Annotated in this window: 10 protein-coding genes; 1 reads left to right on the top strand and 9 read right to left on the bottom strand. The window is 66.8% G+C overall.

Annotation, left to right across the window (positions count from 1 at the left end):
- Positions 1 to 14: 14 nt before the first annotated feature.
- The 8 genes from nagA to PV761_RS02440 all read right to left on the bottom strand — a co-directional run bounded on the left by nagA (position 15) and on the right by PV761_RS02440 (position 9,620).
- A complete protein-coding gene (gene nagA, locus PV761_RS02405; protein ID WP_347894223.1) occupies positions 15 to 1,262 on the bottom strand; it encodes an N-acetylglucosamine-6-phosphate deacetylase in 1,248 nt (415 codons plus the stop codon).
- Positions 1,263 to 1,279: 17 nt separating this feature from the next.
- Positions 1,280 to 1,963 (bottom strand): N-acetylmannosamine-6-phosphate 2-epimerase, encoded by a 684-nt coding sequence (locus PV761_RS02410; RefSeq protein WP_347894043.1) that lies wholly within the window; start codon positions 1,961 to 1,963, stop codon positions 1,280 to 1,282.
- 10 nt (positions 1,964 to 1,973) lie between these two features.
- Positions 1,974 to 2,936 (bottom strand): ROK family protein, encoded by a 963-nt coding sequence (locus PV761_RS02415; RefSeq protein WP_347894045.1) that lies wholly within the window; start codon positions 2,934 to 2,936, stop codon positions 1,974 to 1,976.
- A 47-nt stretch (positions 2,937 to 2,983) separates the two neighbouring features.
- Positions 2,984 to 3,913 (bottom strand): dihydrodipicolinate synthase family protein, encoded by a 930-nt coding sequence (locus PV761_RS02420; protein WP_347894047.1) that lies wholly within the window; start codon positions 3,911 to 3,913, stop codon positions 2,984 to 2,986.
- A gap of 45 nt (positions 3,914 to 3,958) precedes the next feature.
- Positions 3,959 to 4,774, bottom strand: coding sequence for an ATP-binding cassette domain-containing protein (locus PV761_RS02425; RefSeq protein WP_347894049.1), 816 nt, complete (start codon positions 4,772 to 4,774; stop codon positions 3,959 to 3,961).
- Positions 4,771 to 6,915, bottom strand: coding sequence for a dipeptide/oligopeptide/nickel ABC transporter permease/ATP-binding protein (locus tag PV761_RS02430; RefSeq protein ID WP_347894051.1), 2,145 nt, complete (start codon positions 6,913 to 6,915; stop codon positions 4,771 to 4,773). The genes PV761_RS02425 and PV761_RS02430 overlap by 4 nt, the downstream gene beginning before the upstream one ends.
- Before the next feature lie 3 nt (positions 6,916 to 6,918).
- Positions 6,919 to 7,875 carry an ABC transporter permease gene (locus tag PV761_RS02435; RefSeq protein ID WP_043438059.1) on the bottom strand — a complete coding sequence of 319 codons (957 nt, stop codon included), beginning with the start codon at positions 7,873 to 7,875 and terminating at the stop codon, positions 6,919 to 6,921.
- Positions 7,876 to 7,985: 110 nt separating this feature from the next.
- The gene (locus tag PV761_RS02440) at positions 7,986 to 9,620 is read right to left on the bottom strand and encodes an ABC transporter substrate-binding protein (protein WP_347894053.1); all 1,635 of its coding nucleotides are present in this window, start codon (positions 9,618 to 9,620) and stop codon (positions 7,986 to 7,988) included.
- 140 nt (positions 9,621 to 9,760) lie between these two features.
- On the opposite strand from PV761_RS02440, the gene PV761_RS02445 reads away from it, so the two are divergent.
- On the top strand, positions 9,761 to 11,440 hold the full coding sequence (locus tag PV761_RS02445) for a sialidase family protein (RefSeq protein WP_347894055.1): 1,680 nt from the start codon (positions 9,761 to 9,763) through the stop codon (positions 11,438 to 11,440).
- Here PV761_RS02445 and disA read toward each other — a convergent pair.
- Positions 11,437 to 12,513, bottom strand: a complete 1,077-nt coding sequence (gene disA / locus PV761_RS02450; RefSeq protein WP_028270356.1) for a DNA integrity scanning diadenylate cyclase DisA — start codon at positions 12,511 to 12,513, stop codon at positions 11,437 to 11,439. The two genes, PV761_RS02445 and disA, sit on opposite strands and share 4 nt — an antisense overlap.
- Positions 12,514 to 12,523: the final 10 nt, after the last annotated feature.

Below are 12,523 nucleotides of genomic sequence, written 5' to 3' on the forward strand. Positions count from 1 at the left end.
AGACGGGCAGAAGGCTAGGGCCCGACGGCGGGGCGGGCCAGCTTCCGGCCCTCCCGCAGGACCAGCACCGGGCGGAAGTCCCGGTCCACCGCCACGACGTCGGCCCGCAAGCCGGCGCGGAGGCTTCCGATTTCGTGCTGCCGGCCGATGATCGCCGCCGGTACCGCGCTGGCTGCCTGAACAGCCGCGGCGGGTGCAACGCCTGCAGCGATCGTCCGCCGGACAACGTCCAGCAGCGTGGCGGTGCCTCCGGCCAGGGAGCCGTTGCTCGCCAGCCGCGCTTCGGCGCCCCTGACTGCGACGGCGGCGGGACCCAGTTCATAGTCGCCGTCGGGCAGGCCGGTGGCTGCCATGGAATCGGTCACCAGGACCACGTTCCCGGCGCCCACCAGCTCGAAGACCATCCTGACCGTGTCCGGATCCAGGTGTGCGCCGTCCGCGATCAGTTCGACAGCTACAGTGCCTACCGCTGCCAGGCGGAGGCAGGCGGCGACCGGTCCGGGGTTGCGGTGATGCAGGGGCGGCATTCCGTTGAACAGGTGCGTGACTGTGGGGCGTGACCCGCGGACTCCCGCCGCCATCAGCTCCGCCGCCTCGGTGAGGGACGCCGCGGAGATCCCGGAGTCCGCGTCAGTGTGGCCCAGCGAAGGCGTTACGCCGTGCTGCACGAGCGTCCGGACCAGGTCGACGGCGCCGGGCAGTTCCGGCGCGTATGTCATGGTGCGCAGGTGCCCGCCGGCAGCCTCCAGTATTTCCTCCAGCAGGCCGGGGTCCGGGTCCCGCAGAAACCGGGGATCCTGCGCGCCGCACCGTGAACGGGAAAGGAACGGGCCCTCTGCGTGGATGCCCGCAATCAGGCCTTCGTCCGCCAGCGGCCTGAGGTTGGCCAGCCCCCGCAGCAGATCCTCGCGGGACGCCGTCACCAGGCTGGCCAGGAGGGTGGTGGTGCCGGAGCCGTGCAGGAAGTCGACGGCTGTGCGGGCCGGGCCGGCATTGCCCGTGGGGAAGTCACCCCCGGCTGCACCGTGGCAGTGCAGGTCAACAAGGCCCGGGAGAATCATGCTGCCTGGCGGGAGTTCGAGTTCCTCAAGGCCGGAGAGCGCCGCCTCGTCCAGGCCTTCGCGTTGACCCACATACGCGATGCGGCCGTCCGCGACGGCCACGACGGCGTCGTCCAGCGCCAGCCCGCCGGTAAGGACGGCGCCAGCCAGCAGATAGCTGCCGGACCCAGCGGCTTCCGGCTGTTTTCGTTCCGACTGTATTTGTTCCGGCTGCGGAGTCACTTCAGGGCCTCGGCGAACCAGCCGGTGATGCTCGCCGGGTGCGTGATTGCGGTGCCGACGACGACGGCGAACGCGCCGGCGTCGAGGGCCTGCCTGGCCTGGGCGGGGGTGTGGAGGCGGCCTTCGGCGATGAGCGGCCGGCCGAAACCGGCGGCGGCGATCTGCTCCAGCAGTTCCAGGTCCGGGCCCTGCGTTTTGGGGCGCTCGCCGGTGTATCCGGAAAGTGTGGTGCCGATCAGGTCCGCGCCGGCTGCGACAGCGGCCGCGGCATCGTCGAAGGAACCGCAGTCCGCCATCACCAGGGCGTGGGAGTCGTTGTGGATGCCTGCCACGGTTTGTGCGAGGGAAAGCCCGTCCGGGCGTTCCCGGCGCGTGCCGTCGATCGCCACCACGTGGGCGCCCGCATTGGCCACCGCCAGGGCGTGCCGGAGCGTGGGGGTGATGAAGACGCCGTCGTGTCCGTCCTTCCAGAGCCCGATCACCGGAACCTCCACCGCGGCCCGCGTCTGCTGCACATCCGCCAGCCCCTGGACACGGATGGCGGCGGCGCCGCCGATCACGGCAGAGGCGGCAACCTGCGCCATGGTGCGCGGGTCCCGCATGGGCTCGCCGGGATACGCCTGGCAGGACACGATCAGTTGCCCGCGGAGGGTTTCGAGGGCTCGGGGACTCAGGATCACGGTCAGTTCCTCAGGAAAGTGGTGGTGTGGATGGAGCGGACAGGACCAGGCGTGCGGCGCCCACGACGGCTGCCGCGTTGCCGAGCTTAGCGGGGAGGACGGGTAGCCCGGATAGGGCGGGCAGGAGCTCGGCCCGGAGTGCGCGCTCCATGGGGTGCCACCAGGGGGCGCCGGCGTCGGACAGTCCGCCGGAAACCACAATTACCTCGGGGTCCAGGATGTTGGCGAGGCCGCCCACTGCCTGGCCCGCCGCGGAGGCGCCCCAATCCACTGCCCCGGCGGCGACGGCGTTGCCCGCGCCGGCCAGGGCAAAAACACCGCGGGCATCGACCGCCGTTTCCTTGCCGCCAAGACGGAGAAAGGACTGCAGGACGGCCGGTCCGGAGGCGACGGCCTCAACATGCCCGGCTCCGCCGCAGACGCAAGGAAGGGGTTTGCCACGGTGGTAGGCGTAGGGCGAGGCAAAATGGCCCACATGCCCGCCCGCATACCTGTTGCCCAGGACCGGACGGCCGTTTAGGACAAAACTGCCGCCGACGCCGGTGCCGAAGGCCACCAGCAGCGAACTCGCCGTCCCGGCTGCGGCGCCCGCCCACGCCTCGCCCAGGGCATGCGCATGGACATCGTTCACGGCCTGCACCGCAGCCGGATCCAGGCCGAGCCGAACAGCAAGCCCGCCCGTCAGCTCCGTCCCGGCCCACCCGAGGATCGCGTCGGTAGCGGACACCACCACTCCGCGGGCGGTATCAATCACCCCGGCAGAACCAACGCCAACCCCCGCCACGTCCAGGCCCTCTGCTTGAGCCCGGGACATGAGGGAAGAAACCAGCGCCGCCGTAGCATCAAGAATCGCCTCGCCACCATCCCGGTTGAGCGTCGGAATGGTCTCCGAATACAGCACCTCACCGGCCGCCGAAACAACCCCGGCAGCAGTCTTAGTGCCGCCAAGGTCGACACCGATCGCGTACGTCATTTTCTTCCTAACAGGGATCGTTGCTGGGTAGGCCCCAACGCGCCTGATTAGACGAGCCCGTTGCGTTCCAGGATGGTCCGGATTGCCTTGGTCTCGTCGTCATTGAGGGAGAGCATCGGCACGCTCATGGTGTTGGATTCGATGATGCCCATGACCTGGAGCGCGGTCTTGAAAGCGCCGAGGCCTGCCGCCCCGCCGGAGACGCGGCCGTTGGGGGTGTAGACGATCTCGAAGAGGTCGGCCAGGCGGTCCTGCTCGCGGGCGGCTCCGGCCCAGTCGCCGGCCTGTGCGGCATCGAACAGGCGGCGATAGCCGGCCGGGTCCACGTTGCCGAGGCCCGGGACCACACCTTGCGCGCCGCCGAGGAGGGCGCCGTCAACTACTACTTCGTGGCCGGTGAAGATGTCGAAGTTGTCGATATCGCGGGCTGCGAGGAGCAACTGTCGGAACGAGACGTCATCGCCGGAGGAGTCCTTGACGCCGGCAATGACGCCGTCGCTGCCCAGGCGGACCAGCAGGTCGGTGGGGAGCTTGAAGTGCGTGCGCACGGGAACGTCGTAGGCGAAGATCGGCTTGTTGACCGCGGCGTGGATGGCGCGGAAGTGTGTTTCGGTCTCGTCGGCGTTCCCGATGGCGTAGTACATGGAGGTGACCACGATGGCGTCGGCGCCGAGGTCGATGACTTTCCTGGCTTCCTCGATGACGCGGTTGGTGGTCTGCTCGTTGGCGCCCACGATCAGCGGGACGCGGCCTGCGCCGGCCGCCGAGTTGGCTTCGGCGATGGTGCTGACTACGAGTTCACGCTCGGCGTTGGTCATGTAGGGGACCTCAGCGGAGGAGCCCAGGACGAAAAGTCCGGACACGCCGCCGTCGAGCAGGTGCTTGGTGACGTTCTTCAGCGACTCAGTGTCGATGCTGCCGTCAGCGTGGCGGGGGGTGACAACCGGCGGGATAACGCCCTGGAACTGGGAAGACACGGAAAACTCCAATGATGGGTGGTTGAAAACTGGTGAGTGGAAAAGCTAGATGTGCAGCAGGCTCGGCGCGGCGCTCAGCAACTTCTTGGTGTAGTCGTTGGAGGGGGTGTCAAAGACCTGCGAGGCGGTGCCTTGTTCGACGATCCTGCCGAAATACATGACGCAGATGCGGTCCGAGACGTAGCGGACCGTCTGGATGTCGTGTGAGATGAACACCATTCCAAGGTTCAGCTGGGTCTTCAGGTCCGAGAGAAGGTTCAGCACCTGCGCCCGGACGGAAACGTCCAGGGCAGACGTCGGCTCGTCCGCCACGATGATGTCCGGGTCCAGGGCCAGGGCGCGGGCGATGGCCACCCGCTGGCGCTGGCCGCCGGAAACCTGCGACGGTGTGACTTCGGCAGCTGATTGCGGCAGGCCCACCAGGGCCAGCAGTTCACCCACCTTGGCAGCTCGGGTGGCCGCGGTGCCGATGCCGTGGATCTGAAGCGGGTCGGTCAAGATGTCCTGGATGGTCATGCGCGGGTTCAGTGCCGTGGACGGATCCTGGAAGACCACGGACACGGACCGGCCGAACTCCCTGCGCAGGGCGGCGTTCCTTTTGATGGCGGGCTTGCCGTGGAACAGGACGTCACCCGAGGTTGGTGCCTGCAGCCCCACGAGCACCGAGGCCAGCGTTGACTTGCCGCAGCCGGACTCACCCACGATTCCCACGGTTTCGCCGCGGCTGATGGTGAAGTCGACGCCGTCCACTGCCTTGACGATGTTCGGGCGGAACAGCTTGCCGCCACGGGCATGGTGGTGGACTTTGACGTCCTTGAGCTCAATGACCGGCTGGGAGCCGTTCTGCGTTGAATCAGTCACTTCGCGTCCTCCTTCAGGTGGCTCGCCCAGTAGTGGTCCGTGTTTCGTCCTCCGGCGGGTGAAACCGTGGTCAGGACCAGCTGCTGGTTGGGATCGGCGTCGGGCCGCAGCGAGCGTGCGGCGAAGCGGTCGCCGGACGCGAAGTCCTGTGGTGACGGGACGGTCCCGGGGATCTGGTGCAGGCGGACGGCGTCGGCTTCGATGGAGAGCACCGCGCCGAGCAGGCCGCGGGTGTATTCGTGCCTCGGGTTCTGCAGGAGCTCCGAGGCCTGCGCCGATTCCACCACCTGGCCGGCGTACATGACCGTGATGCGGTGCGCCAGTGAGGCCACTAGGGCGAGGTCGTGGCTGACGAAAACCATGGCGAATCCGAGCTGTTCGCGCAGTTCATTCAGGAGGTCAACCACTTGTTTCTGGACGGTGACGTCCAGGGCGGTGGTGGGCTCGTCGGCCACTACGATCTTCGGTGAACGGGACAGGGCCATGGCGATCAGGACGCGCTGGCGCTGGCCGCCGGAGAGCTCATGCGGGTAGCTGGCGAGCGTGCGGACGGGATCAAGCTTGACGAGTTCCAGCAGCTCGGCCGGGGTCTTGCGGCCGCCGCGCCGGGTCAGCTGCTCCATCTGGTCCTTGATCTTCATGGACGGGTTTAGGGAGCTCAGGGCGTCCTGGTAGACCATGGCGATCTGCTGGCCGCGCAGGCCCTCGTAGGCCTTGATGCTGCTGTGCCTGGTGGCCGGATCCAGTAGTTCCTTGCCATCGAACTTGATGGATCCCGTCACCTGCGCGGTTTTGGGCAGCAGGCCCATGATCGCGAGGGAGGTGATGGACTTGCCGCAGCCGGATTCGCCCACGAGGCCCATGGTTTCGCCTTCCCGGACGGTAAACGAGACATTGTCCACGATCGCAGTGTTCCCGTAACGGCCCGGGAAACTGATGGACAGGTTCTTCACCTCCAGGATGCTGCGTGCGCCGGCCGGGACCTGCGGGAGCCGGTCGGTCCGGCTGGCCTCGATCGCTGTGAGCAGTTCCAGTTCCCTGTCGAGGAGGAGGTGCGGGTTCACCGCAGCCAGCTTCGGATCGGACAGGACGGCGGACTCGCTGTAGCGCTCGTCGGTGAGGACGTCACCATAGGCGGCACGGACGCCGTCGAGCTCGTGCTCATCCAGCACTGACGGCTGGGCAACGGACATCGCCACCTGCGTATCCACAGGCTCGACGGCGGCACCCGCCGCAGTGCCGGTCACAGCAGCCGCAGAGCCGTCGTCGTCTTTCACAACCGGCGCCTTGCGTAGCTTCGGGTTCACCATGGCGTCGGTGAGGCCTTCGGCCAGGATGTTCAGCGACAGCACGGTGAGCAGGATGGTCACACCGGCGAAGGTGGTGGCCCACCAGCCACCGGACAGGACCAGGTTGCGGCCGTAGGAGATCACGTTGCCCCAGGACGGTGCGGGATCCTGCACGCCGGCGCCGAGGAAGGACAGCGAGGCCTCAAGGATGATCGCGTCCGCCACCATGACCGTGGCGAACACCAGGACGGGGGCTGCGGTGTTTCGGACGATGTGCTTGAGCAGGATGTAGAAGCGGCCGGCACCGATCACGCGCTCGGCGCGGACGTAGTCTTCGCTGTACTGCGAGAGCACGTTGGCGCGGACCACGCGGGCCAGCTGCGGCGTGTAGATGATGGCGATCGCAATGATGATGGTGGGAACCGAATTGCCGAAGGCCGCCAGGAGCACCGCCGCCAGGGCAATGCCCGGGAACGCCATGAGGATGTCCATCAGCCGCATGATGATCTCGTTGACAGCCTTGCTGGAGGTCGCCGCGAACGAGCCCAGCAGGGCACCGGCCAGGATGGCCAGGGCCACCGCGCCGAGGCCGATCATGAGCGAGGATTGTGCACCGAAGAGCAGCCGGGAGAAGATGTCGCGGCCCAGCCGGTCCGTTCCGAAGAAGTGCTCGGCGCCGGGCGGGGTGGCCGGGATGAAGGTTTCCAGCGGATCATGCGGGGCGATGACCGGGGCGAACACGGCCGCGAGGACGATCAGGACCAGGAAAAGGAGGGCAATGCGGGAACCCCAGGGCAGGGCCTTGAAGCGGAGGCCCGGGGCACTCAGCCGTTCAGCGAGTTTGCTACGCATGAGCTATACCGTCCTGATTCGGGGGTTGATGAGCAGGTACAGGAGGTCCACCACGATGTTCACCAGAACGAAGGTGACCGAGATGGTGAGCACCACGCCCTGGACGAGGTTGACGTCCAGGTTGGTAATGCCGTTCAGGATCAGCTGGCCCATGCCGGGCAGGGCAAAGATCATTTCAATCACGACGGCGCCGCCCAGCAGGTAGCCCACGCGCAGTCCCAGCACGGTCACCGGGGTGACCAGGGCGTTGCGCAGGACGTTTTTGGAGACGACCTCGCCGTAGGGGACGCCGTTGCCGATCGCGGTGCGGACGTAATCGCGGTCGAGTTCTTCCACCATCGATGTGCGGACCACCCGGATCAGTGACGCGGAGACCGGGATGCCGAGCGCGAGGGCCGGAAGGGCCATCGAGTTGAGCCAGCCGCCAAAGCCGGATTCCGGCGTCGCGATGCCCCCGGAGGGGAACAGGGGGCTGGAGCCGAGGGCGAACCACTGGATCAGCAGGATGCCCAGCCAGAACGACGGCGTGGCGATCGCGGCGATGGAGAAAACGCGGACCAGCTGGTCCTGCCACTTGTCGCGGTAGAGGGCGCCGAGGATGCCGAATGCGAGGGAGAGGACGATCGCGATGAGGACGCCCAGGAAGGTCAGCTGCAGCGTCAGGGGGAACGCCGAGCCGATCATGGAGGCCACCGATTTTGCGGGCGGGGTGGTGACACCAAGATCGAACTGCAGCAGCTTGCCAAGGAAGCGGAGGTACTGGAGGACCAGCGGATCGTTCAGGCCGTTTTCCTGGCGGTACTGCTGTTTGGCTTCCTCGCTGGCGCCGTCGCCCAGGGCGGAGCTGGCCTGGTCGCCGGGAGCGGCCTGCAGGACAAGGAAGACGAGCAGGGTGATGCCCAGGATCATCAATGGCAGTGCTGCGAGTCTGCGGCCGAGCAGACGCAATATCGTGACCAATTTGTTCTCCGGTTTGTTTGGTTGTGCCGCGGGGGCCGCGTCACAGGGTGGTGCTTTGCCGGCCCGTCGCAGCGTCTCGGCTGCGACGGACCGCTGCTTCTCAGCGCAGCTTAGGCAGTGCGTCCGACGTCGATGAAGGACATGCCGGTGGTGGGCAGGGGCTTGAATCCGTTGAGCTTCTTGCCGTCCCAGGCACTGGGCAGCTGGCGGTGGAAGACCGGGTAGAGCGGCACCTCGTCGGAGATGAGGTCCACGATTTCGCCGGTAATCTTCTTGGCATCTGCCGCAGCGGCCTGTGATCCCTTGTTCATCAGCTCCTGCAGCTGGGCCCGTTCAGGGGCGGTCCAGTAGGCGCGCTTTTCCATCCAGGTGGCACCGGAGTAGAACCAGCTCAGGAGCAGGTCCGCGTCGTTGCCGAAGACGGACGGGTCGCCGGGAGCTGCGACCACCGAGTAATCGCCGGTGCCCACGCGGTCGGCGTACAAGGCGCCTGACTGGATGCTCTTCACGGTCACCTTGACGCCCGGGATCTTGTTCCAGGATTCGAGGATCAGCGGGGCAACGTCCTTGACCCAGGCGGTGTCTGTGGTCAGCAGCTCGAATTCGAGGTTGGTGACCCCGGCCTGCTTGAGCAGGTCTGCGGCCTTGCCGGCGTCGTAGCCGTAAACGTTCTTGGCCTTGACGTAGTCCGGGTGGCCTTCCTGGAAGTAGGAGCTGGCGGGCTTGGCGTTGCCGAACAGCGCCTTCTTGATGATGGCCTCCTTGTCCAGGCCGTAGTGCAGGGCCTGGCGCACCAGCTTGTTGTTGAAAGGAGCCTTCTTGCAGTTGAACATAAGGAACAACATCCCGAAGGACTGAACTGATTCGACGGTGACCTTCGACTTCAGGCCCTCGATATCCAGGTAGGGGACATCCTCGATGGCCTGGACGCGGCCGGACTGGACGGCGGTGACGCGGGCCGCGGCATCGGAGAGCAGCAGCCAGTTCATCCCCTTGGCCAGTGCCGGCTTGGGGCCGTTGTAGTCGGCGAAGGCTTCGAAGACGATCTTGTCGTCCTTCACGGCGGAAACAAGCTTGTAGGGGCCGGAGCCGACGGGAGCGGCGTCGAAGGCCTTCAGGTCGGTGGCCAGTGCCTTGGGCACAACCTTGACTACGGAGATGCGGGATGCGAAGCCCGGGAACGGGTACTTGAGCGTGAACTCGACCGTCTTGGCGTCAACGGGCTTAACGTCCTGGATGAACGGGATGAACTGCGAGAACAGGGATTTGTTCGCGGGGTCCATAACGCGGGTGAAGGAGAACGCGACGTCTTCGGTGGTGACCGGGGCGCCGTTGTGGAATTTGGCACCGTCGCGGATGGTCACCTGGTAGGTGGTGTCGTTGACCTTCTTGGGGTCGGCTGCGGCAAGTGCGTTGTACGGTTCGCGGGTGGCCGGGTGGAGCTCGATGAGGCCCTCGAAGATGTGCAGGTTGGCGGCCATCGGGGTGGCGCCGGAGGAGCTCAGCGGGTCGAAACCGGTGGAGAGGGCGTAGGAGATGCCCGCTTCGATGATGAGGTCCTTGTTGATGGCTCCGCCACCGCCACCGCCACCGGCGGCGGTGCCGGTGGTGGTGGCCGCAGGCCCGCCGCAGGCTGCCAGGGTGGTGGCGAAAGCAGCTGCGACGCCCGCGGCCCCGCTCAATTTCAGGAAGCTCCGGCGGCTGGCGGAACTGACCAGCGGAAGGTTCTTGATCGTCTTATCCATAGAGTTGCCTCACCGTTCAGATAGTTATCGGATGTAGGACGTCCGATGCTCGTAGGAAAACTGTAAGGGCGGTCACAAGGTTCCGTCAAGTGTGATCCGGCTCGCTTGGCCCCGCCGTTCCGGGCTTCTACGCTGGAGATATGACATCCCACCTTATGAATTGGCCGGAAGGCATCCCGTTGGCCCGGCCCGACGTAGAGCACGTGCTGGCGGAACGGGGGCGGGGCGGTTACCGGCAGTACAGGATTCCGGCGCTGGCCGTGACAACCCGCGGAACCCTCCTTGTCGCCTACGACGGACGGCCCAATCTCGATGATCTTCCCAGCCCCATCGACCTGTTGATGCGGCGCAGTGTGGACAACGGGCGGACCTGGCGGGATCAGCAGGTGGTGCGGACCGGCGTCGGGCTTGAAGGCTACGGGGACCCCAGCCTGCTGGTGGACGCGGTGACCGGCAGGATCTTCCTGTTCCATGCAGCGGGCACCCGCGCCGGCTTCTTCGAAGCCGCCGCAGGGTTGGGCACGGGCGATGACGTCCAGCACTGCGACCTCAGCTTTTCCGACGACGACGGACAGACCTGGCGTCACCGTCGCCTCACTGCCCAGCTTAAGCTCGGTGGCGGCCCGGAGCGCGGAATCACCGGAATCTTTGCCGCCGCAGGACAGGGCATCCAAATCCATGCCGGCCCGTTTGCGGGCAGGCTGGTCCAGCAGTTCGTGGTCCTCGTTGCGGGGAACATCCTGGCGGCCTCCGCCTACAGTGACGACCACGGGGAGACCTGGACACTGGGTCAACTCATTGGCGCCGAGGCCGGCGCCGCGGCACCCAATGAAAACAAGGTTGTCTGCCTTAGCGACGGCCGGCTGCTGCTGCACAGCCGGGCAACGCCGCGCCGGCTTTCCGCGATTTCCGGCGACGGCGGGCACACCTGGAGTGCGCTGGCCGCCGTCGAGGACCTCCCGGACCCGGGGGACAACGGCTCCCTCGCCCGGTTTGACGGACTTCCCCTGCCGGCGGGGCACGCCATGGCGGAAACGGACACCTGGCTGCTGGCAAGCAACAACCACGACCCCGCGCTCCGCCGTAACACCGTCCTCAGCCTCTCGCGTGACAACGGAGCAACCTGGCCGGCGAAGCTCGTCATTTGCCCGGGCAGTTCGGCATATTCAACAGTGGCACGCCTTCCGGACGGCAATATCGGCGTCCTCTATGAGCGGCAGGGCTACCGGCAAATTGTGTTCTGCTCGATTCCGGCAGCGCAGGTCACGGAGGCCGGCGCACCGCCGAAGTACGGGCCGGGCGACGACGGCGTGGTTTTCGACATGGAGCTGCGCTCCATTACGCCCGGCCGCCCCGCCGTCTGGCGGAACGCCGGTGAATTCCATGTGATGGCACCTGCCGCGGCCGGCGACTGGGACGTCCACACCTGGAAGGAGATCGGACAGGGCTACTCGCCGGAGGCAGCCCAGGTGATCGGAACCCGGGAGGCGCAGGACCTGAACTACGGGCCCGTCATCCCCGGCTTCAAGGAGGGGGACATCCTCGCCTTCACCGGACGTGCCCGCAACCATGGCAGTGCGTTGGCGGCCGGCGTGCGGCTGACCGGACCGGGCGCTGCGGGTTTCGATGCCGCAGACCTGCAGCCCGGCGAGGAGGCGCTGTACTTCACCCCGGTCTGCACGGTGACGGCGGAGGACATCGAGCGCGGCTTCCTCGACATCAGGTACGCCGTGGAATGGGCGGCACGCGGCCGGGGCCGGCGGCTGGAACGCCGTTTCACCGTCAACACTTCGGACGGGACCGTGGAGGCCCGGACCTAGAGGAAGCGGTCCAGCAGGCTCGCTTCGGCCATCCGGCTCAGTCCCTCCCGGACAGTGCGGGCGCGCTGGTCGCCGATGCCGTCCACGGTCATGAGGTCATCGATGGTGGCCGCCATCAGGTACTGGAGGCCGCCGAAGTGGTCCACGAGCCTGTCCGCCACAGCCTTGGGCACTGCCTTCAGGCCGGACAGGAGGCGGTACCCGCGCGGCTGAACCACGGCGTCGAGCGTGTCCACGCCTCCGGCGAAGCCGATGATGCCGGCAATCCGGCTGAGATCGATCAGTTCGGTGGGTCCCAGGCTGAGCAGGGCACTGACAGCGCCGTCGATGTCCTCGGGGGACGCGTTCGGGCCGGCATAATCACGGATGATCACATCGCTGCCGGGCCCGCGGCCCACGGTGAGTTCGTCCAGCTGCAGCGACAGCAGCCGCCCGTCCTCGCCGAGTTCCAGAACGTACTGCGAGATTTCCTCGGAGATCCGGCGCACCATTTCCTGGCGCTGCAGCGTCACCGCGACGTCGCGGACGGTGACCATGGCTTCGATTTCCAGGGCGGAGAGCGAACTGGTGACCTGGTCCAGGCGGGACCGGTAGCGTTCCAGCGTGGCCAGCGCCTGGTTGGCACGGGCCAGGACCTTCTCGGAACCTTCGAGGACGTGCCGCAGCCCGTTCACGTACAGGGCGATGATCTGCATGGACTGGCTTACCGAAATCACGGGAACCCCGGTCTGGATGGCGACGCGCTCGGCCGTGCGGTGCCTCGTGCCGGATTCCTGGGTCTCGATGCTCGAATCCGGAACCAGCTGGACGGCCGCCCGGAGGATGTTGCCGGCGTCCTTGTCGCAGATGATGGCGCCGTCCATCTTGGCGAGTTCACGGAGCCGCGTCGGCGAGAAGTCGATCCCGATGTCGAATCCGCCGGAGCAGATGGACTCAATGGTGCGGTCCGAGCCCAGAACGATCAGCGCGCCGGTCCTTCCGCGGAGGATGCGTTCCAGACCGTCACGCAGAGCGGTGCCTGGAGCCACCCTGCCCAGAGTCGCCTTCAGCGAATCCTCAGGGCTCCGAGCCATAGGTTGTCCC

Origin of the sequence: Arthrobacter sp. CC3 (assembly GCF_039907775.1) — a bacterium.
In the GTDB taxonomy this organism is placed as follows: Bacteria; Actinomycetota; Actinomycetes; order Actinomycetales; family Micrococcaceae; genus Arthrobacter.